Annotated in this window: 21 protein-coding genes; 14 read left to right on the top strand and 7 right to left on the bottom strand. The window is 35.4% G+C overall.

The genetic code is table 11. The features are described 5' to 3' along the window. Nucleotides 1-276 precede the first annotated feature (276 nt). From AC4BC7_RS06075 to AC4BC7_RS06045, 7 genes are all read left to right on the top strand, one after another. Nucleotides 277-2,334 (top strand): metallophosphoesterase family protein, encoded by a 2,058-nt coding sequence (locus tag AC4BC7_RS06075; RefSeq protein WP_490504144.1) that lies wholly within the window; start codon nt 277-279, stop codon nt 2,332-2,334. A gap of 165 nt (nt 2,335-2,499) precedes the next feature. Beyond that, complete coding sequence (locus tag AC4BC7_RS06070) at nt 2,500-2,934, top strand: MarR family winged helix-turn-helix transcriptional regulator (protein WP_490504142.1); 435 nt, start codon at nt 2,500-2,502, stop codon at nt 2,932-2,934. A 2-nt stretch (nt 2,935-2,936) separates the two neighbouring features. Then, nucleotides 2,937-3,902: a ring-cleaving dioxygenase gene (locus tag AC4BC7_RS06065; RefSeq protein ID WP_490504141.1), complete on the top strand. Its 966-nt coding sequence runs from the start codon at nt 2,937-2,939 to the stop codon at nt 3,900-3,902. 25 nt (nt 3,903-3,927) lie between these two features. Continuing rightward, complete coding sequence (locus AC4BC7_RS06060; RefSeq protein ID WP_490504140.1) at nt 3,928-4,821, top strand: VOC family protein; 894 nt, start codon at nt 3,928-3,930, stop codon at nt 4,819-4,821. A gap of 15 nt (nt 4,822-4,836) precedes the next feature. Next, nucleotides 4,837-5,445, top strand: a complete 609-nt coding sequence (locus AC4BC7_RS06055; RefSeq protein ID WP_490504139.1) for a flavin reductase family protein — start codon at nt 4,837-4,839, stop codon at nt 5,443-5,445. A gap of 14 nt (nt 5,446-5,459) precedes the next feature. Beyond that, nucleotides 5,460-6,047, top strand: a complete 588-nt coding sequence (locus tag AC4BC7_RS06050) for an alpha/beta hydrolase (protein ID WP_490504138.1) — start codon at nt 5,460-5,462, stop codon at nt 6,045-6,047. Nucleotides 6,048-6,213: 166 nt separating this feature from the next. Further along, nucleotides 6,214-7,590 carry a CapA family protein gene (locus AC4BC7_RS06045; protein WP_207940976.1) on the top strand — a complete coding sequence of 459 codons (1,377 nt, stop codon included), beginning with the start codon at nt 6,214-6,216 and terminating at the stop codon, nt 7,588-7,590. Nucleotides 7,591-7,646: 56 nt separating this feature from the next. Here the strand turns inward: AC4BC7_RS06045 and AC4BC7_RS06040 are convergent, their stop codons facing one another. The 7 genes from AC4BC7_RS06040 to AC4BC7_RS06010 form a co-directional block, all read right to left on the bottom strand. Then, the gene (locus AC4BC7_RS06040; RefSeq protein WP_207940975.1) at nt 7,647-9,083 is read right to left on the bottom strand and encodes a 6-phospho-beta-glucosidase; all 1,437 of its coding nucleotides are present in this window, start codon (nt 9,081-9,083) and stop codon (nt 7,647-7,649) included. Next, nucleotides 9,083-10,963 carry a beta-glucoside-specific PTS transporter subunit IIABC gene (locus tag AC4BC7_RS06035; RefSeq protein WP_490504137.1) on the bottom strand — a complete coding sequence of 627 codons (1,881 nt, stop codon included), beginning with the start codon at nt 10,961-10,963 and terminating at the stop codon, nt 9,083-9,085. Before AC4BC7_RS06035 ends, AC4BC7_RS06040 begins: the two co-directional genes overlap by 1 nt. Nucleotides 10,964-11,055: 92 nt before the next feature. Continuing rightward, nucleotides 11,056-11,895, bottom strand: a complete 840-nt coding sequence (gene licT, locus AC4BC7_RS06030) for a BglG family transcription antiterminator LicT (protein WP_207940973.1) — start codon at nt 11,893-11,895, stop codon at nt 11,056-11,058. A gap of 140 nt (nt 11,896-12,035) precedes the next feature. Beyond that, nucleotides 12,036-13,127: a DNA alkylation repair protein gene (locus AC4BC7_RS06025; protein WP_490504135.1), complete on the bottom strand. Its 1,092-nt coding sequence runs from the start codon at nt 13,125-13,127 to the stop codon at nt 12,036-12,038. A gap of 5 nt (nt 13,128-13,132) precedes the next feature. Further along, nucleotides 13,133-13,477 (bottom strand): nuclear transport factor 2-like protein, encoded by a 345-nt coding sequence (locus tag AC4BC7_RS06020; RefSeq protein ID WP_490504133.1) that lies wholly within the window; start codon nt 13,475-13,477, stop codon nt 13,133-13,135. A 72-nt stretch (nt 13,478-13,549) separates the two neighbouring features. Then, on the bottom strand, nt 13,550-14,464 hold the full coding sequence (locus AC4BC7_RS06015) for a helix-turn-helix transcriptional regulator (RefSeq protein WP_207940970.1): 915 nt from the start codon (nt 14,462-14,464) through the stop codon (nt 13,550-13,552). Between the two features lie 181 nt (nt 14,465-14,645). Further along, entirely contained in the window at nt 14,646-15,362 is a 717-nt protein-coding gene (locus AC4BC7_RS06010; protein WP_490504132.1) for a GGDEF domain-containing protein, read from the bottom strand. Nucleotides 15,363-16,167: 805 nt separating this feature from the next. Here AC4BC7_RS06010 and AC4BC7_RS06005 point away from each other — a divergent pair. The 7 genes from AC4BC7_RS06005 to AC4BC7_RS05975 are packed head-to-tail and all read left to right on the top strand — an operon-like array spanning nt 16,168 to nt 22,203. After that, nucleotides 16,168-16,917: an amino acid ABC transporter permease gene (locus AC4BC7_RS06005; RefSeq protein ID WP_207940968.1), complete on the top strand. Its 750-nt coding sequence runs from the start codon at nt 16,168-16,170 to the stop codon at nt 16,915-16,917. Between the two features lie 13 nt (nt 16,918-16,930). Further along, entirely contained in the window at nt 16,931-17,737 is an 807-nt protein-coding gene (locus AC4BC7_RS06000; protein ID WP_207940967.1) for a transporter substrate-binding domain-containing protein, read from the top strand. Nucleotides 17,738-17,751: 14 nt separating this feature from the next. Then, nucleotides 17,752-18,462 carry an amino acid ABC transporter permease gene (locus AC4BC7_RS05995; protein ID WP_207940966.1) on the top strand — a complete coding sequence of 237 codons (711 nt, stop codon included), beginning with the start codon at nt 17,752-17,754 and terminating at the stop codon, nt 18,460-18,462. Then, nucleotides 18,459-19,211, top strand: a complete 753-nt coding sequence (locus tag AC4BC7_RS05990) for an amino acid ABC transporter ATP-binding protein (RefSeq protein WP_207940965.1) — start codon at nt 18,459-18,461, stop codon at nt 19,209-19,211. The genes AC4BC7_RS05995 and AC4BC7_RS05990 overlap by 4 nt, the downstream gene beginning before the upstream one ends. Nucleotides 19,212-19,223: 12 nt before the next feature. Then, complete coding sequence (locus AC4BC7_RS05985) at nt 19,224-20,450, top strand: aminotransferase-like domain-containing protein (RefSeq protein ID WP_490504131.1); 1,227 nt, start codon at nt 19,224-19,226, stop codon at nt 20,448-20,450. 11 nt (nt 20,451-20,461) lie between these two features. After that, a complete protein-coding gene (locus tag AC4BC7_RS05980) occupies nt 20,462-21,433 on the top strand; it encodes an NAD(P)-dependent oxidoreductase (protein ID WP_207940963.1) in 972 nt (323 codons plus the stop codon). Nucleotides 21,434-21,453: 20 nt separating this feature from the next. Beyond that, complete coding sequence (locus tag AC4BC7_RS05975) at nt 21,454-22,203, top strand: amino acid ABC transporter ATP-binding protein (RefSeq protein ID WP_490504130.1); 750 nt, start codon at nt 21,454-21,456, stop codon at nt 22,201-22,203. The last annotated feature ends 4 nt before the right edge of the window (nt 22,204-22,207 follow it).

The following is a 22,207-nucleotide window of genomic DNA, read 5'->3' as shown; positions in this document are numbered from 1 at the left end:
TTGTTAAATACTCTTTTTTTATAAATAAATACGAAATAAATTTTGCCTGATAAGCTAATTTTTAAAATAATACGGAATGTATTTCGTCTTTGACTGAATTTATTGGAAGCGCTATCTATAAATGATAATGTATATATTAAGAGAAATCAGTGTTTTTACCGGTATAACATAAATTTTCTTTAACTTTAAAAATAAGGGAGGAGAGTATAAGTTATATTATCTAACTTATACATAAAAAATATGAAAAATAAGCAGGTTCAAGGGATTCTATTCGTTTTGCTATTAGTAATGGTATTTGTCATGGGTGCTTGTGAAAAGAAAGAAACAGAAGAAACAGTTACTACAGAGAATAGCACATCTAAAGTAACGATGAGTCAACGTCCGCTAGTTTCAATTTTAGACAATGAAGATACAGATTTAGCATCTGTAGAATTAGTTAATGAAAAAATGGAATGGCGTTATTATGATGGTGATGAAGATCCCAATGCTGGTACTTGGTATGAAGGTTGGAACAAGAGAAATGGTTGGGCATATCCTGAGGGTTGGTTGGATTGGGGTTCAACACCGATGGACTTTACTGAAGAGGAGTGGCCAACGTATGAAGGAACTGTATTTAACACAGATTCTAAAACAAAAGGTCAAGTGCTACAAAAAAATGAAGAGGGTAGAGCAAAAAGCACGTATTTTTTACGCCACACATTTACACTCACACAAGAACAAGCAGAAAATATTTATGCGCTTGAAATTACGGCACGATACAATGATGCAATGACAATGTATATTAATGGGAGTCCGGTAGGTGGGTTTCATAATATTCCGACAGCTAATTATTCTGAGAACTTAGAATATGGTGCGCAAGAAAAAGTTGCTGATGGTGAATTTCTTGAAGAAACATTTATTGTGGATGATGTTTCAAGTATCACTAATGGTTTTATTCCAGGTGAGTATACAGGCACTGTCAACGAAAATGGTGATACAAGATATGCATTGAGCGAAGCTGCTACAGATGATGATGGAAATACTTTTGTAGATATCACGATTGCTGTTGAATTACATGCTTATAATCCAGAAGACAACGAAGCAAGTTTTGAGCTGCTTAATTTTGTTGTAAATCCAGATGAAACTGAATTGGCTGCTGACAGCGAAGAAGTAAAAAATATAGCGATGAATCCTGGTGAAAATGAGAGATTGCTAAACTTTACTTGGAATGCACTATCTTCAGAAGCAGGCGAAATCCAACTAGCTGAAGGCAGTAATCCAGAAGAATTTTCTGAAGAAAAAGCACGAATTTTTGAAGCGGATACAACGGAACTCTCTTATACGAAATTTACGTCAATCGATTATTTTGTTAACAAAGGAACGATTGAGATCGAACCTGACAAAGAATATTTGTATCGATTGGGGAATGCTGAGGCTTACTCACCAGTTTATTCATTAAATACACAAGATATTACTGATGGACACGACGCGATTTTCTTAGCGGATCCACAAATTGGCACGGGAACTATTCCTACGGATGTGTTTGGCTGGGAAAGGACATTAAAGCAAGCATTTGAGACTGTCCCAGAAGCAAGCTTTATTTTAAATGCGGGGGATTTTGTAGATACAGCAAACAAAGAAAGTGAATACGATGCCTATTTTACTCCAGAAATTTTAGCGTCTTATCCAACGGTTACTACTGTAGGCAATCATGATGTTGCCGTGAATTATCGCAATCACTTCAATGAACCCAATCAATCGAACCTTGGTGAAGATGAAGCCGGCAGTGATTACTACTTTACGTATGGCAATGTGTTGTATATGGTACTAAATACCAATAACCTAAACAATGAAGAACATGTACAGTTTCTAGAAGAGACGGTTGCAGAAACGGCAGACCAAGCGTTCGATTGGAAAGTGGTTCTCTTTCATCAATCCATTTATGCGGCAGGCAAACAAGCATTGAATGAAGATGCACCCGCACGTCAAGAGGCATTGGTGCCAGCATTTGATAAATTGGCTATTGACGTTGTATTCATGGGTCATGATCACACGTATGGTAGAACCTATCAAATGCATGACTTTGAAGAAGTAACCGATGTTGAATTTGAAGACGAAGAGAATACCATCGCCCTCAATCCCAAAGGAACACTTTATGTTACAAATAGTTCTGCGAGTGGAAGTAAATATTATGATTTTGAAGAAGTAAATGATCCTTATTTGGCTGTCAAAGAACAATTTTACGTGCCAACCTTCTCGCATATTCAATTTACAAAAGATCGTTTTACAATGACTGCATATCGTACAGATACCATGGAAGTATTTGATTCGTATACAATTAAAAAAAATGAATGAGATTCTGTGTGAATAAATAAAATTGATTAAAATAGTATAAAAAATCTTATAACTAAGATTTTTTATACTATTTTTTCTTCAGTAATTGTTTTCAAGCATTTCTCTTGATTACTTATAAAAAGTAAGGTATATTTATCTCGAATTCGAAATAAAAGAGGTGGGAAGATGGATCACCAATCAGAAGCACTAAAAGCTTACATTGGTTTATTGCGGACAAGTAGCCAATTGGAACAAATAGCCAAACAAGATGTTGCCTGTTACAACTTAAACATTACAGAATTTTCAGTTTTGGAATTACTTTTTCATAAAGGTGCTCACACAACACAAGGAATTAAAGAAAAAATTTTAATTGCTAGTAGTAGCACAACATATGTCATTGATCAGTTGGTAAAAAAAGGACTTGTTCAAAGACGAAATAACCCAAGGGATCGTCGCGTTATTTATGTAGAAATTACAAAATCGGGTATTGATTTGATGGAAAAAATATTTCCATTACATGCGAAACGAATTGCTGACAGTTTTGAAGAAGTTTCATTAGATGAGTTGCACCTATTACAAAAAATACTAAAAAAAATATCGAAGCAAAGAAACGAGGAATAATTATGAGAAAAGAAGACCAATTACTAGGAGTTCACCATGTTACAGCGATGACAAGCGATGCAGTTAAAAACTATGAATTTTTTACTAAAATATTAGGGATGCGCCTTGTAAAAAAATCAGTGAATCAAGATGATATTTATACGTACCATACGTATTTTGCTGATGATTTGGGGTCACCTGGAACTACTATGACTTTTTTTGACTTTCCCAATAATCCAAAAGGAAAAAAGGGAACAAATGCAATTACACGTACAAGTTTTCGAGTACCAAATGATGCAGCGTTAGAATATTATGTGCAAAGGTTCCAAGAATTTAATGTGAAATATCAAGAAATTACAACCGAGTTTGAACAAAAAGTTTTACATTTTTGGGATTTTGATGAACAAGCTTATCAGCTAATTTCCGATGAAACAAACAGCGGTGTGAAAGCTGGAATTCCTTGGAAAAAAGGTCCAGTACCAGAAAAATTTGCGATTTATGGTTTAGGTCCAGTAGAAATTTCTATTGCGTATTTCGAACAATTCAAGGAATTATTTGAAGGCGTGTTAGGTTTTCAAACAATCAAACATGAAGGAAATCGTTATTTACTTGAAGTCGGTGAAGGTGGGAATGGTGGACAAGTTATTTTAGTAGATAATCAAACTTTACCACAATCCCAACAAGGTTATGGTGAAGTGCATCATGTCGCTTTTCGTTTAGCCAATCGCAAGTCATTGGAAGTTTGGCAAGAAATTTTTACCAAGTTGGGACTACCAAATTCTGGGTATGTTGATCGTTATTATTTTGAATCACTTTATGTGCGTATGGGACATATTTTAGTAGAATTGGCAACGGATGAACCGGGATTTATGGGAGATGAGCCTTATGAAACGCTTGGAGAAAAATTATCTTTAGCACCATTCTTAGAGAATCGTCGTACGTATATTGAAAGTGTCATTAAGCCTTTTGATACTAAACGTAGTGAATAAGTTTTGCTTTAAAGGAGGAAATAAAATGAAGGCTATTACGAATATTCATCACATTTCAGCAATTGTTGGGGACCCACAGGAAACCGTTGATTTTTATCGTGACGTTTTAAATTTACGTTTCATCAAACAAACCGTGAATTATGATGATGAACATACGTATCATCTTTATTTTAGTAATCAATCAGTTGATAATGGGAGCATTATGACTTTCTTTAATTGGAAAAATGCTCATCACGGGAGAGTGGGGAGCGGACAAGTGGGGACGATAGCTTTTCGCATTCCTAAAGGAAGTACAAGCTATTGGCGAGATCGATTGGCTCAATTTGGTGTTCCTATTAAAGAAACAAGGCTATTTAATCAGCCAACATTGGAATTACTAGATGTTCATGATTTAGCGTTAGCTTTAGTTGAAAGCAACGAATTTTTTGAAACGCCAGAGATTTTAGGTTTTCATGGAGCCATTCTTTTATCTGCAAATCCAAAAGCTACTGCGCATACATTGACGCAAGATTTAGGCTTAGTAATTGCCGGCAGTTCCACAAACTATGATTATTTTTACACGAAAGGGGATGCTCGTCATCAGATTGGGATTCCTAAACACCCTTTATCTAAAGGTCGTTGGGGAATTGGAACGGTTCATCATATTGCATGGGCTGTTTCTGATGAAAAAGAACAGACGCAATGGCACGATTATTTATCGCAACAGCATTATGGAGTAACTGAAATTAAAAATAGAAATTATTTTCAAGCAATTTATTTCCAAGAACCTGGGAGTGTAGTGTTTGAATTAGCGACAGAAGGGCCTGGATTTACCATAGATGAATCTTTTGAGACACTTGGTCAACGATTAATGTTGCCTGCACATTTTGAATCTCGTAGAAAAGAAATTAGTGCATCCTTACCCAAATTAAATATCTAAGAGAGGTGTTGTGTTTTGTTACAATTTGATCCCCAAAAATTAAGTGAACGTGAAAATTATAAATTACTGATTGGATCAGTTATTCCAAGACCTGTAGCGATTGTGACGACTCTTTCTGAAAATGAACAGCTAAATATCGCACCGTTTAGTTATTTTTCAATTATTAGTACACAACCAGCCATCGTATCCATAGCAGTGCAAAGAAAAGAAAATCAAATGAAAGATACTGCACGGAATATTTTAGCTGGAAAAGCAGCTGTAATTCATATTTTAGATAGTGATAACGTAAAAGATGCGAATCAAACTGCGGCATCATTATTGCCGGAAGAGAGCGAATTATCTGTGTCAAACTTTACTACTAGCGTTTCTTCAAAGGTTGCAGTTCCCAGCTTAAACGAGGCTAAAGTGCGTTTTGAAACGATACTTTATCAGCATATACCTATTCAACACTTGGAAAAAGTGACCGCAGATTTATTTTTATTAGAAATTAAGCACTATGCAATTGATGAGGCCATTTATCAAGAAGGCAGGATTGATGCTGGAAAATTAGCTGCAATTAGTCGTTTGGCAGGTAGCTCATATGCAACGATTGGCGATATTTTTGAAATGGAGCGTCCAACTTAGAAAGGAGAAAAACAATGCATCATATTTTTAAACAAGGAACACAAGAACCAGTATTTGTTTTATTACATGGTACTGGCGGCGATGAAAATTCTCTGCTTGAAATTGGAGAAATGTTAAATGAAAAAGCCTCTATTTTAAGTATTCGTGGAAATGTTTTAGAGGGAAATATGCCTCGCTTTTTTCGAAGAGTAACAGAAGGTGTTTATGATGAAGCAGACCTAACTTTGCGTGGGAATGAGTTGCGTGCATTTATTAAAGAAGCTGCGGCAAACTATCATTTTGATTTAAGACAAGTTATCTTAGTGGGTTACTCGAATGGTGCCAATATTGCTATGCAACTATTACTTCATGAACCAGAACTTTTTCAAAAAGCTATTTTATTTCATCCAATGTTTCCAGTTGAAAATTTACCTATTTATTCGTTAGAAAAGACCCAAATTTTTACAACTTTAGGCGAACAAGATCCTATTGTTTCGATATCAGATAGTTTGCATGTGATTAAAGTATTAGAAGAACGTCATGCCGTGGTTACGAAATTATGGACAGCCAATCATCAACTAACTTATCAAGAAATTCTAGCAGCTAAACAGTGGTTGGCATAATCCATTTTTAAATGAAGAAGAAGTGTTCAATAGCTTATTGGACGCTTTTTTTGTATGGAAATTTATTTAGATCAGAAAATAGCTCAACCAACAGAAAACGTTTTCTGTTACAATGTATTATAGTAGAAAAAGTAAAAGAAAGTTAAATGAAAAAAGGGGTGCACGAATGAACAAATTGTCACGAAGAAAGTTAAAGATTAATATAGTTGTGGGATTGTTGGTAGCTCTAGTCATATCCTGTCTAGTTACTACGATTATGATTATACGCCATACAAAGCAAGTAGAGGCAGAAAATGTTGCCCAAAAAGCAGAAGCGGCTAAAAAGAAAAAAGCAGAAATGAAACCTTTGACTGAACCATTACTTGGTTTGCAGGAAAAAGAGAAAACTAATGCTAAGCCAGACAAAGAAGGGGAATTTGTCTTACGTTCTGTGGGGGACTTATTAATTCATGAAACTGTTTCATATATGGCCGATATTAGTAATCCTTTGTATCAATCAGCGATGGAAATATTGTCTGCTGATGGAGTTGATGTGGCAGCTTTAGCTGATGGAAATGAAACAACGGCAAGTACAACAGAGCAAGTGGACTATGATTTTTCACCTATGTTTGCACAAATTGCGCCATTTACTCAATATGCAGATGCGACGATTGCCAACTTAGAAGTGATTACCGCCTATCCAGAATTACCTATCTCTGGTTATCCTCAATTTAATTCGCCGAGTTCGCTGTTAAATAATGTCAAAAATATTGGTGTAGACATTGTTAGTAATGGCACCAATCATACATTGGATTGGTTCAGTGAAGGAGCACTTACCTCAATTGAACATATTCGTGAGGCAGGTTTGATGTATGTAGGAAGTTATCGAAGTGAAAAAGATCAACAAACACCTCGAATCATTGATGAAAATGGGATTAAACTAGGTTTTCTAACCTATTCTTATGGAACTAATGGCATTCCAGTTGATCCAGGTAAAGAATACACAATTAGTCTAGTGGATGTCGAAAAAATGGTGGATGATGTAACAAAACTAAAAGATCAAGTGGATGCTGTTGTAGTCACACTACAATTAGGTCAAGAATACGAAACACTACCTGATGATAATCAACGTTATGTTTTTGAAATGTTAAGTGAAGCAGGCGTGAAGTTAATCTTAGGCGGTCATCCACATGTGTTACAACCGATGGATTGGTACAATGGAAAAGAGACCTTTGCCATTTATTCTCAAGCTAGTTTCTTAACAGGGCAAGTTAATATTGATAATAAACAAGGTGGGATTACTGAAGTCACTTTTAAACGCCAAGATGATGGGGAAGTCGTTGTGACAAATCCCAAATTTATGCCTATATTTATCCTTGGCACCGAGAATGAAAAAATGTATGAAGTTGTTCCTTATGCGGATTACGCGAAATATGAGATTCCACAAGGACAAGAATGGTGGGGCACAATTGAAGAGCGTATGAAAACTTATACAGACGAATTTGATTATGTGACACATCTAGAGACCGCACGAACCAAAGAAGCTCAAGATAAGCATCGTTAATAATGACAATAAAAGACCTCTTGGATTTATTTTATAGATCCAAGAGGTCTTTTAGATTATTCTAAACTAGCACCATTTGAAGCAATGATGTCTTTATACCAGTAATATGATTTTTTAGGATAACGGTTTAAAGTCCCTTGTCCAGTATCATCTTTATCTACATAAACATACCCATAGCGTTTACTCATTTCGCCAGTAGAAGCGCTGATTAAGTCAATACACCCCCAAGAAGTATAACCAATTAAATCTACGCCATCTATTAAAATTGCGTCACGCATTGCTTTCATATGTTTGTTTAGATAGTCAATGCGATAATCATCTTCTACGGTACCATCAATCAACTCATCTTTAGCACCTAAACCGTTTTCCACAATAAATAAAGGCTTCTCATAACGTTCATATAAGACATTTAAGGTTGTTCGTAGTCCCTTTGGATCAATTTGCCATCCCCATTCGCTGGCTTCTAAATGTTCGTTTCGAAGAGAATGAATGACATTGCCTGCAGTTACTTCACCTACTGATGTGTCAGCACTCGTTAGGCGAGAAGAATAGTAACTAAAAGAAATAAAGTCTACAGGATATTTTTGAAGAATTTCTTCATCTGCAGGTTCCATTTGTAATTGAATTCCAAGTTGTTCTAATTTTTTCTTCGCATAATTTGGGTAGTGGCCACGTACTTGGATATCACTAAAGAAAAAGATATTGCGATTTTTATCCATAGCATCAAAAACATCATCGGGATGACTAGAATAAGGATAATATTGTCCGCCTGCTAACATACAACCTACTTGATTTTTTTCATCAATTTCATGAGCTAATTTAGTTGCCAAAGCGGATGCAACCAGCTCGTTATGCGCGACTTGATATTTCACAGCTTCTTCGTCTTCACCTTCTTGGAAAACAATCCCCGCACCCATGAATGGTAAATGGAAAAGCATATTAATCTCATTAAAAGTAATCCAATACTTTACTTTTCCTTTAAACCGTTTAAATAATGCTTCGCTATAATGCAAGTAAGCATCTATTACTTTACGACTTCTCCATGAACCATAAGTTTCTACTAAATGTAGTGGCATATCAAAATGACAAATAGTAACTACTGGTTCAATATGATTGGCAACTAGTTTATCAATGACTTGTTCATAAAAAGCTAGACCAGCCTCACTAGGTTCTTCTTCTATACCAGTAGGGAAGATTCGGCTCCAAGAAATAGAAAAACGGTAGGCTTTAAATCCCATTTCAATCATATGATTAATATCTTCTTCCCAGTGATTGTAAAAATCGACTGCTTCTCTACCTGGATAAATAGTATCTTCGTCTAGATTTTTATAATCTAGACGACCAAGCATGACTGATTTACGATTTTTTCCAGCAGGCAAGACATCAACAATAGCTTTTCCTTTACCATCTTGACCATAGCCTCCTTCATATTGATTGGCAGCTGTAGCACCGCCCCATAAAAATCCGTCAGGAAATACTAAATTTTTTGTCATTATTTTCCTACCTCCACCAATAAATCACCACTTGTAACTTGTGTTTTATTTAATATATTCAGTTTAGAAAACTCTGTATAGTTCGTAAAGATAATCGGTGTAGTCGTTTCGAGACCTTCTGCTTTAATTACATTTAAATCTGCTTGAACTAAGGGAGTACCAACTTGTACGCGATCCCCATTTTTTACAAATGTTTCAAAAGGTTTTCCTGCTAATTTTACAGTATCTAAACCAATATGAATTAATACCTCTAAACCTTCATCTGAACGCAATCCAATCGCATGTTTTGTTTCAAAAACCATTTCAACAGTGCCGTTAATGGGTGAGACAAATGTTCCGTTAGAAGGGATGATGGCAATGCCTTTTCCCATTGCTTCACTTGCAAAAGCAGCATCATTTACTTGTGACAATGCCATTTCTTGACCATCTACTGGTGAAAAAAATGAAATCATCTCTGCATCTTTTGCATTGTCAACAGTGGGTTCTAGTGCATCTAATTCAGCAGTTTCTGCTGGTTTTTCTTTATATAAAATATAGGAAACAACAAACGCAACACCAAAAGCAATAGCGGCACCAATACAGGCATAGATTAAATTGCTAAAACCGTCTTCACCGATATACACAGGTAAGGTCATTAAGCCTGGAGAACCAGAAGCAAAACGTTTTACTCCCATAAATCCAATAAAGAGTCCCCCAACACCACCACCAATCATGGCAGCATATAAAGGCGTTTTAAAACGCATATTAATACCGAATAAGGCAGGTTCAGTGATTCCGCAGACACCGGTAATTCCCGAAGAAATACCTAACTCTTTTACAACAGGATCTTTTGATTTCAAACCAACTGCTAGCGCAGCGCCACCTTGAGCAATATTTGAAGCCAAGTTTCCTGGCCCAATCATGGCATCATAACCAACTGACATAATGTTATTTGCGCCAATTGGAATAATTCCATAGTGTGTTCCTGTTAATACTAATAGTGGGAAGAATGCACCAATAATCATTGGAACTAACCAACCTACATGTGTGTCCAAGAATAAGATACCTGCAGCAATTCCATTACCAATATGGAAACCAATCGGACCCAATACAACTAATGAGACAATTCCTGTTACTAAAATGGCGATTAAAGGAACAGTAAAGAATTTAATCATTTTTGGAGAATATTTATCAGCAAATTTTTCCATGTAAGACATAAACCAAACGGCTAAAATGATTGGGACTACGGATGATCCATACGTTGCATTATAGATAGGGAGAAATCCTAGTTTGATTGCTTCACCTGATTCTTTGGCAGTATTAACCATCGTTACAAAATTTGGATGAAGTAAAATTCCTCCAACCATCATAGCTAGATAGGGATTACAGTTGAATTTTTTAGCAGCTGAATTTGCTAACAGAATAGGCAAGAAATAAAAGCCTGCATCTGCCATAAAATTGATAATTTGATACGTTTGCGAAGTATTATCTACCCATTTGAATGCGACCACCAAAGCTAAAACTGCTTTTATCATCCCAGCTGCTGTAATTGCTGGCAAAATAGGCGTGAAAATACTAGAAATTGTCTCTAAGAAACGAGTTCCGATATTTTTCTTTTGTCCTTCAATTTCTTCTTCATTGGCTGAATTAGTTCCAGGCGTCAGATGTTTATTTATTTCATTATAGACATGACGAACTTCGCTACCAATAATTACTTGATATTGGCCACCGCCTATCGTTACGCCCATTACCCCAGGGGTTTCTTCTAATATTTTTTTATTTGCTTTACTATCGTCTTTTAAATTGAAGCGTAAACGAGTGGCACAGTGTGTTAGGCTATTGACATTGTTTGTCCCTCCAATACCATCAATGACTTTCTCTGCTATTTCTTGATAATTCATTTTTATTCCTCCTTATATTTTAAATAAATAAAAAGACCCAAATATCCCTATAAGAGATATTTAGGTCTAGCCCACATACAATGGTAACAATCCTAATCGGTAGTTGTTATTCGTTTAATGTGAATTGTTAAATAAATCAATTCATCTTCTTCTAATTCACGGTCAAACACACTCTGAACATAATTGCTTATTTTGAGAGCACAGGCGTATTCATTAGTATATTGATCTTTAATTTTTAGCATAAGTTGTACTGTCTCTAAGTCATTCAAACGAGTATCACTAAATAAGCGTTGAATGAAAAATTTTAAATGGGTAACAAAGCGTTCGTAATTTAACGAATACTCATCAATATCGATTTTAAAATGATATTTAACGATATTAAGAATATTTTGAATAATTTCAGCCATTTCACTCACTTGGCTAACTTCTTTCATATCTAAATTTGCATTTACAATATGAAGAGCAATAAAACCAGCTTCATCTTCAGGTAAATCAACATTTAAACGATGACGGATGATGTTGAGTGCTTCTTTCCCAATTAAAAATTCATGATTATAAAATCGTTTGATTTCCCATAAAAGAGCGTTTTTTAACATAATGCCTTCTTGTTTTCGTTCAATGGCATAATGGATATGATCGGTTAGGGTCAAAAATAAATTATCACTGAGTTTCTTACCTAAAGAAACTCGTGCAAAACTGATAATTTCGTTAGCAACTTGAATATGCTCGATAGGAATATCTAATAACATTTGCGTCAATTTATTGACATTCCATTCTTGGGTGATAACATAAGTTTTTTCTATTTGGCTTTCGTCAATAGAATCGCCAACACTTTTTTTGAATCCTAAGCCTTTTCCCATAACAATTATTTCATTATGTGCATTGTTAAATGAAACGACAATGTTATTGTTAATTATTTTTTTTATAACCATAATGAAAAGGCTCCTATGTTTCAATATATTGAAATAAATTAGAGTATAGCCCACAAGAATTAAAGCGGTAACAATCTCACGGGTATTCTATCATATAAACTTTGAGAGTGTCAATGACTGAATAATTGTAGTAGACAAACTTAGTGTAACTCTATTTCCGTCCAGGCAACTTCAATTCCATTTACTAACAAAACAATCGCATGTTTACCAGGGTAGTGGCGGCGAGTGGTTAAATTTGCCCATTTATGCGTGCGAGTTCCTGCCAAAATGGTTTTTCCAACAAGCGTTTTATCGGATAAAAGAAATTTTTTCCGACTCGTTTTTCCATTGGCTTTGATAAAATCAATGCCATATTCAAGACGGAGTTGCGTTGTTTGTTCTGGACAAATAGTTACGGTGTAGTGAATGTCACAGTTTTCACCAATGGTTAGTATTTTTGATGTAGGTGCAATTTTTGCATCACTGATTGCCGTTTCATCTACTGCATAGCCAAATAATTGCATGGCTGTAGGATGTGCTTCTTTTATCATCGTTCGGCACGCACGACGGACAATCCAATTTGTCTGTTCATTAGAACCTAACCAGTCAGCTGCGACTTGAAGGACAGTAGCCGGATGGTCTTTTGAAATGTCATTGAGATTGTTAGCTACACTTTTACGAACATATAGTGAAGGATCAGCTTTTAGCAATTTTAAAAGTGCAAGCACAGGTTCTGGGTTATCTTTGAACAGAGGTAAGGCTTCTGCCCAAGGTAATCGCGGGCGACAACCCTCACTTGCTAATCGACGAATATGTTCATTTGGATGAGTTGCCCAACTCATCAGTTGGTCCATTGTTCGTTTTGAGTCGCGTAATAAAAACGGTCGAATCGCAAATTCTGAAGTTGAAGCGGTCGTAAATGTTTCAAGTGCTAGCATGGAACGTTCCCAATCAGCTTCTTCTTGTCCATAAATCGTGACAAAATCTGGAAAGAATAGATAAGCAAAACCACTACAGGTATCTGTAAGTTGAAAGAGAATTTCTAACGCCGTTTCGTAATTGGCTGGGAGAAAACATCCTAATTGTGTGGCAATCTGTTTCGAACGTGCGCGTACTGATAGATCTTCCCATGTATCATCTAATACCGCAGTAAGAAATTCAGCGCTTTTAAAGCCAGGATACACACGTGTTACTTTATTTCCAAAACCTATTAAAAAATTTGTTGAATAAATATCTTTTAATCTGTCAGCCATAGCTGTCACTCCTCGCTAATTGATGGGACAATTGTCAATTTACTGATTTTTTCTTGTTCTAAAGAAAAATGGTAATCTAAATTAAGAGGGCTACCCGCGAAATTCCCAGTTATCGTAGCCGTAACAATGATTTGTTCGTCGTGTTCTACAAAATGCAAAATCTTTGCCTGAACAGCTAATTTGTTACTTGCCTCAATCATATGTTTTTCTATTTCACTAGGTCCATAAAATATCTTCTTTTCATCATAAAGAAGCGCATCTTCTGTAAAACAAGTAAACAATAAATGATTGTCAAACGTATTGGCTGCTTGAAAATAGGTCATAATTATTGGGGGTAATTGTAAAGTCATGAATATTCCTCCTAGATTGTTATTTTGGCTATCCAACGAGTATTATACTAACGATAACTTGACAACTGAGTGTCAAGTTATCGTGGAATTTTTATAAATTTTAATCATTTGTGTTAACTTAGTTTGCATTTGTCTACGCAACTTTTTAGGAGAAATAACTTCAAGTGTATGACCAAAAGAAAGCAGATGTTGAATTGTCCAATCAGATTCTGGTAAATAAGTGTGAATAGTGAATGATTGATCAGTATTTTGGGTGATTTCATGTTCTTTGAATTCATCAAACACACGGTATCTACCTTCAGGAGAAATCCGTAACTGTGCTGGCATCCATTTTTGGTCAACGGAAGTTTTGGTATTCAGTGAGGAGGGGACAGTAGGTAAAAATGTTTCCTCTGTTACGCTAATATCTGACATACGTGAGAGCTTGAAGGTTCGATTATCGTTTTTAATACGACAAAATGCTTGAAGGTACCAAGCATTTACTTTGAAAACGAGTTTTAAAGGTTCGATTTTTCGAATACTTTTCTCACCTGAATTATTAAAATAAGTTAGTTGAAGCACACGACCATCTAAAATCGCATGTTTTATCATAGTGAAATCATTTTTGCTATCGATACTACTTCCCCAAGAAGATACATCGACTTCAATCCAATTTGTATGACGTTTATTAAAGAGAGTGCTCACTTTTGAAAGAACGTTATCTGTTTCAGAACTTTGTGTGATAGCTAAACTCTGTAAAGCAAACAAGATTTCATTTTGTTCTTGTTCGGAAAGTAATGATTTATTTAATACATAAGTATCTACTAAAGAAATTCCACCACCTTTTCCTTGCTTTGTATAGATAGGAATGCCCGCAGTGGCAAGTAGTTCAATATCACGGTAGATGGTTCGAAGCGATACTTCAAAATAAGTCGCCAATTCTTTTGCGGTGATTGTTTTTTTATTTAAAAGTAGATAGATAATTTGAAATAGTCGATTGATTTGCATGAATCACACCTCAGATATTTTTATAGATAACTAGACATTAATATAGAAGAAAGCAGCTTGCAAATTTTATCTCTGAATGTGTTGACTAGTGTCACAGAAGAGATGGTTAAAGATAGTATTTCCAGCAAAAAAACTTGCAAACAGCTTTGCAAGTTTTTGTTAAGGTTAAAGAGAGGTATCTTTATTCAGCATACAACATGATATGGTTTCGTTGACTTTTGGCTTGATATAGTGCAGTATCAGCATTTTGTAACAAGTCTTCTGCAAACATATCGGTTGTATATTTTGCGATACCAATACTAATGGTTAAGTGTAAGTCAAAATTTTTGATAATTGTTTCGTTAATTTGTTGTCGTAATGTGTTACATATTTGAAGAACTTCTTCAAGACTTATTTCTTCAAATAAAATACAAAATTCATCACCACCAAAGCGAAAAGGCGTGATTGATTTACTACTATGTTTTTTGAGAATTTTACCAATCTCTTGTAAGCATTCATCTCCTTTGGCATGTCCCAGAGAATCATTCACCTTTTTAAAAAAATCGAGATCCATCATCGCCAAATAATAGTGACTGTTCTCGATGGACTGATTCATCTCTTGAAATACATTTAATAAAGCGAGACGATTATTGATATGTGTCAGAGGATCAGTTAATAATTGTTCTTGCATTGTTTGCCGTTCATATTCTTTTTGAATGACTGCCATATTTTTCTTTTTTTGAAAATAAATAATCACCATGCTGATACCATAAAAAAAGATTAGCAGTAGTGTAGAGATAATCATATTCATCATAGAAATACCAGACTCAAAAGGAGACGGCTTGTTACCATCGTAGTAAATAAAATAATCTGAGATTAACTTGCAACCGATAGTAATAATCGCTACATTTGTTGTCAAAGAATATTTTCCGTAAAAAGCTGTAAATAAAATAGGTGCAAAAAAGATAATTGATATTGAGTGATATAATGCACAGAATAAAAGACCATGCACACGCCGATTAAAGAAATCGATAGCAGATAGACTCGTGAAATGGAACTTAAATGACGAGTTCTCATCGTACAGACACTTAGGATTAAAAAAAGAATATTTAGTAGAAATGGATTGAGTACATATTTTATGTAATATTGGGATACTGTGAGTACGATTTGACTTTGCTCTACTTTGTAAAAGAGTATAGATAATAAAAGCTCAACGATTAATCCAAGACAAACCACACCAATTGTTGTTCGATAATGAAGTGTTAGCCATTGATTATCAATTTTTTGATATTCATGTTCAATCTCATTAATAAAGTTCGTATGCAATTTCTCAGACATTGTTCGTCTACCTTTCTATTAAGAATCTATTTTAGATGGAATAAAAAAAACGCTATGTTTCAGTATAGCATGCTTTTTTTCTTTAAAACCAAGTATCTGTTAATGACGGATGTTTAATATATTTTTACATAATTTTTAGTTAAATAAACGAATAATTGAGGGCTTATTTTATTAAAGTCAGTCAATTATTCGTTTATTTTTATTTTGAGTGAACTTATAAAATAAATGTGAATCCGCTTTATTTTTTAGATTATTTTGTAAAACACCTCATTTTCGAAATGGTTAAAGGAAAAGCCGAGGAGCTATTGTTATTTCTTTCATTGCTCTGTATTGTATGGATATGTTCAGAATATTCAGAAAAAACTGGACAAAAGGAGGAAAAAAACATGACGAGCTTTTTTAGTTGGAACTTGGTAGTCGAATATTTCCCCAATATTCTTAGTGCACTACCAGTCACGCTCATGATTGTGGGAATTGCGACAATAGTAGGATTGTTTTTTGGAGGTGTGATTGCGTTTTTACGTATTGAAAACATTCCAGTTCTTAGTCAAATAGGGGCAATCTTTGTTTCGTTTATTCGAGGCACGCCGATTCTGGTTCAGTTGTATGTTGTTTATTACGGTGTACCAATGTTATTGCAGCTCATTCAAATTGATGTGAGTTCATGGAATAAAATTATTTTTATTTACATTACGTATGGATTAAACACCGCAGCATTTCAATCCGAGACAATTCGAGCCGCGATTTTAAGCGTACCAGCGACACAAAAAGAGGCAAGTATTGCTTGTGGATTGACAAAATACCAAATGTATACACGAGTTATTTTTCCTCAAGTCGTTCGAGTCGCATTGCCGGCATTTGGCACGACAACGATTGCCTTATTACAAGATACTTCACTCGCATTTACCATTGGTGTAATCGATGTGGTCGGAAAAGCACGAGCCATTGGAGCCGTTACTTTCCATACATTAGAAGGATACGTTGGAGCCGCTATTATTTTCATCGTATTAAGTATGGTTCTAGAACGCATCTTTGCTTTATTAGAACGGAATATGAGTTTTGAGCAAAAACGAGCGATGAAGATACAACTACCGAAATTATTTTTATTTAAACGAAAAAAAACGGAATTGATTTAAGGGAGGAACTAGGATGAAAAAGTCAAGATGGGTCACTAGCGGAGTCATAACAGCAGCACTATTTGTATTAGGAGCATGTGGAAATAATTCAGCAGCAACTGAGGAAAAAGGAACCGAAATTAAAATTGGTACAGGGAATGATGCACTGCCTTTTGCATACTTAAATGAAAATGGCGAATTAGATGGTTATGATGTAGCTATCTTAAAAGCAATTGATGAAAAATTACCTGATTATACCTTTGTATTGGAAGGTGCTGATTTTTCGACAACATTATCTAATTTAGAGAGTAAAAAAGTCGATATTGCTGCTTATGAATATGAAATTAACGACGAAAGACAAGAAAAATTTATCTACGGAGACGTAGGTTACTCTGTATGGGACACATATATTATTTTTGATCCAGCAAATGGTTCAACATATAACACATTTGATGATTTAGCAGGTAAGAAAATTTATGTAACAACAGCAACAAACCAAGCAGTAATGGCAGAAAATTATTTATCAGAACACCCAGATGCATTTGAATTGGTTTATGGTGAATACAATAACGAACAAATTGTCCAAGCGTTAACTTCAGGTGTGGTGGATGCGACATTGAGCCCACAATACCAATTAGATAATTGGAACAATTCTTTTAATACTTCTTTAGAAAGAGGAAATGAACCAGTGCATAATTCGAATGCTTTTCTATTGTTTAATAAAAAGACTGACGAAAAATTAATCGAAGCTGTAAATACAGGATTACAGGAATTGATTGATGATGGAACTGTGAAAAAACTTTCTGAACAATACTTAAAAGGAGATTACGTTCCTAAATAAACGAGGTGAGGATTATGAGTTTTGATTTGAGCACGATGATTCATTCATTACAAGTAGCAAGTCAATATATTGGAACAACATTATTTATGGCAATCATCTCGTTAATGATTGGCATGATCTTAGGATTGGGAATTGCGTTAATTCGATTGTACAAGGTGAAAGTGATATCGCCTATTTTACAAACAATCATCACTCTTTTGAAAGGCGTTCCGATTGTACTGATTATTTTAAGTATCTATTTGATTGCTTCAAAACAATTTGATGTGTGGGCCGAATCAATGGGCTGGTCCTTGCGCTTTAAGAACTTTCAGATGATTTGGATTGCGATTGTCGCTTTAAGTCTTTTATCAACAATCAATAGTAGTGAAATCTTTCGTGGCGCATTTGCTTCGATTAAAAAAGGACAGTTGGATGCGGCACATTCAATTGGTTTATCACCTTTTCAAACGATACAACGTGTGCTGTTACCCCAAGCAATTCCTGTTTCTTTGCCAATGTTTAGCAATTTATTAATCAATTTGATTAAAGCTTCAGCATTGGGTTCAATGGTGAGTGTCGTAGATGTTTTTGCGGCAGCTAAAATTACTGCGCAACAAAATTACCGTTTTTTAGAAGCATACATTGCTGTAGCGATTATTTATTGGGCATTGAGTTTCCTCATCGAAAAAGGAGCAGGATTCTTAGAAGAACGAATGACACGTAGATTGAGGAGGTCAACGACATGATTACGATGAAAGTACGGAATATTCATAAACGTTTTGGTGCAAATGAAGTTTTAAAAGGCATCGATATGGAGATTAATAAAGGAGAAGTAGTTGTGTTATTAGGGCCAAGTGGTTCAGGAAAAACGACTTTCTTACGATGTTTAAATTTTTTAGAGCATGCCGATCAAGGAAAACTGACATTAGGTGGCGTGGAGACCAATATTGAAACAGCCACCAAAAAAGAAATTCTACAACACCAACGTAAAACAGCCATGGTTTTTCAAAATTATGCGTTGTTTTTGAACAAGACAGCTAAAGATAATATTGCTTTGCCACTCATGTTGGCACAAAAGCAAACGCCTGAGGAAGCAAATAAAATAGCCTTACAACTTTTAGAACAAGTGGGTCTTAGCGATCGTGCGGATTTCTATCCAAGTCAAATGTCAGGCGGACAACAGCAGCGTATAGGCATTGCACGAGCATTGGCTTTAAATCCGGAAATTATCTTATTTGATGAACCAACCTCGGCTTTGGATCCCGAGTTAGTTGGTCAGACACTGCATTTAATGCAAGAGATTGCCAAAACAGGCGCAACCATGGTATTGGTCACACATGAAATGCAATTTGCTTATGATGTGGCCGATAAAGTTATTTTTATGGAAAATGGTCACATTGTTGAACAAGGTACACCAAAAGAAATATTTGAACAAACGAAAGAAGAGCGAACCAAAGATTTTCTCGCTCGTTTTACAAGTCAATTAGCCGGGTAGGAGGAAAAATAGATGAATTATCGTTTTGCGAATCGAATGTTAGGGATGCAGACATCCCCTTTAAGAGAAAATGCGAAGAAAAATATGGAAGAGTCAGAAGTTATTTCTTTTGCGTATGGTTTTCCGCCAACAGAAGCCTTTCCTATGGCGACGTTGCAAGAAATTTCCCAAAAAATTTATACGGAAGTAGATCCACAAATACTTTTACAATATGGCGCAACAGAAGGGTATCCTCTTTTGCGAAAATTAATTAAAGAACGTTTGGAAACAATCAATGCACTTAAAAACGATGAAGAAATCATGGTTGTATCTGGTTCTACGCAAGCGATGGATGTGGCGGTAAAGGTATTATGTAATGAAGGTGATATTGTCTTATGCGAAGAAATGACTTTTTCTGGAGCGGTGAACGCAATTAAAGGTTATGGTGCGATTCCTAAAGAGGTTCCGATGAATATCGAAGAAGAATCGGTTGATTTAGAAGCTTTAGAAGAACTATTACGAATGGATAGCAATCATCGTATTAAAATGCTTTATTTGATTCCGACCTTTCAAAATCCTTTAGGTACCTCAATTCCCTTAGAGAAACGTAAAGCGATTTATCAACTTTCAAAAAAATATGATGTGGTTATTTTTGAAGATGATCCTTATGGTGATTTGTTATATGAAGGAGATCCTATTCCTAAAATCAAGGAAATGGATACGGATGGTAGAGTGATTTATGCAGGTTCATTTTCTAAAATATTGGCACCTAGTACGCGCTTAGGTTTTGTGATGGCTCCGGATGAATTATTGGAAAAAATGATTTTAGCCAAACAAGTATCTGATTCACACAGCAATTTTTATTGGCAAGTGATGCTTGCAGAATTTATGCAACACCATAATTTTGAAGAACATGTTGATTTCTTAAAAGCTTTATATAAAGAAAAATTAACGACGATGATGGCGGGGCTAGATTCTTTAGCGCAAGATAAAATTAGTTATATCAAACCAACGGGTGGGTACTTTATCTGTTGTAAACTTGATGACTCAATTGACATGGAGAACTTTTATCAATTTTTAGAAGAGGACAAAGTTGTGGTGATTCCCGGAAATATCATGAGTGTCAATGGCAAAGGCTATGAGCATTATATTCGATTAAACTTTACCAAACCGACAATTGAAGAAATTGAAATAGGAATTGCACGACTAGGCACTGCTATCGAAAAAGCGGCTGTAAAAGAAGTCTATCGCGCAAGCTGAGGAGGAAGACGATGAAATTAATTTTTTTTAACGTAAGTGAAGAGGAACGATCATTTATTCAAAAATGGTCGTTCGTTAATCAGATTCCTGTTCAGATGGTTTCAGAAGGAATTTCTAGTGAAAACATTGAGTTGGTTAAAGGCTACGATGGTATTTGTCTTTATCCAAGTGTCGAAATGCGACAAAGCGAAACCATCTATAAACGGTTGAGTGATTATGGCATTCGTCAATTGTCCATTAAGTCTACGGGAGTGGATAGTGTAAATTTCGAATGGGCAGATAAATACAATTTAACAATCACGAATGTTCCAGGCTACAGTCCCACATCGGTCGGTCACTTTGCGATTATGTCCATCATGCTATTATTGCGAAATGTTCCCCTTCATATGACTGAACGATCAAAACGAAAAAATCTTATTGGTCGAGAATTACAAGACGTAACAGTTGGCGTATTAGGTACGGGACGAATTGGTTGCGTCGTAGCTGAAGGCATTTATGCCTTAGGTGGCAATGTTTTAGCATCTAGTTCACGTCCGAATCCTCGTCTTAAAGGTATTGTTAACTATGTTTCTTTTGAAGAATTAGTCAAACAGTCAGATGTTTTATCGATTCATATTCCTTTGAATGAACGTTCACTGTATCAATTTTCAGATGATGTATTTGCGATGATGAAACCCAATGCCTGCTTAGTTAATACTGCACGTGGCAAAATCATTGATACAAACGCTATGATTGATTGGCTGGCTTCAGGACAAGCTGGAGGAGTTGCTTTAGATGCAATTGAAAATGAAGAACAATATTTCAATGACGATTGGACGAAAAATCCCTTTTATAAAAAATTAATTCAGTATCCAAATGTCTTTTTAACGCCCCATGTGGCTTTTCATACAGAGTTAGCAGTGAAAGAAATTACCGAAACGGCGTTGAACAATGCCAAAGAAATTCTAGTGAAAGGAGAGTCTATGAATAAAATTTCAGTTTAAAATAGAAAGTAGGGATTACGATGGTTCAAGCACAAATTCAAGGATTGAAAAAACAATTTGGCAAAAACGAAATTTTAAAAGATGTGAGTATGACTATTCACCATGGAGAAGTCATTTGTATTATTGGTCCAAGTGGTTCTGGAAAGACAACCTTCTTGCGTTGCTTAAATTTATTAGAACGTCCAGATGCAGGAAGTTATGTTTTAGGATCTGAAAGTTATTTATTACATCGAATTGGAAGCAAGCAACGACGCGAAATTGCGTTGAAAACGGCAATGGTTTTTCAATCGTATGAATTATTTCAACACATGACAGTTTTACAAAATGTGATGGAAGGACTAGTGACTCCTCGACATTATTCAAAAAAAGAAGCGCAAAAAATAGCATTAACCATGCTTGAAAAAGTTGGTTTGGCGGATAAAGCTGGTATGTACCCTATTCAGCTATCTGGAGGGCAACAACAACGGGTAGGAATTGCACGAGCAATGGCGTTGAGTCCAGAATTATTATTATTTGATGAACCAACTTCTGCTTTGGATCCAGAATTAGTAGGTGATGTCTTAAAGGTTATGCGTCAGTTGGCTGAGACGGGTCAAACGATGATTATTGTGACGCATGAAATGCAATTCGCTTATGAAGTAGCAGATAAGGTCGTTTTTATGGCAGATGGTGTAGTTGTTGAAGTAGGAACGCCTGAAGAAGTTTTTCAACATTCAAAAGAAGAGCGAACGAAGAAATTTTTATCGCAAATTAACTTTAAAACAGCCTAAAGGA

The organism is Enterococcus sp. AMC1623 (genome assembly GCF_058216495.1).
The sequence above is the reverse complement of the archived record's forward strand: the minus strand, read 5'-3'. Positions and strand labels throughout refer to the sequence as shown.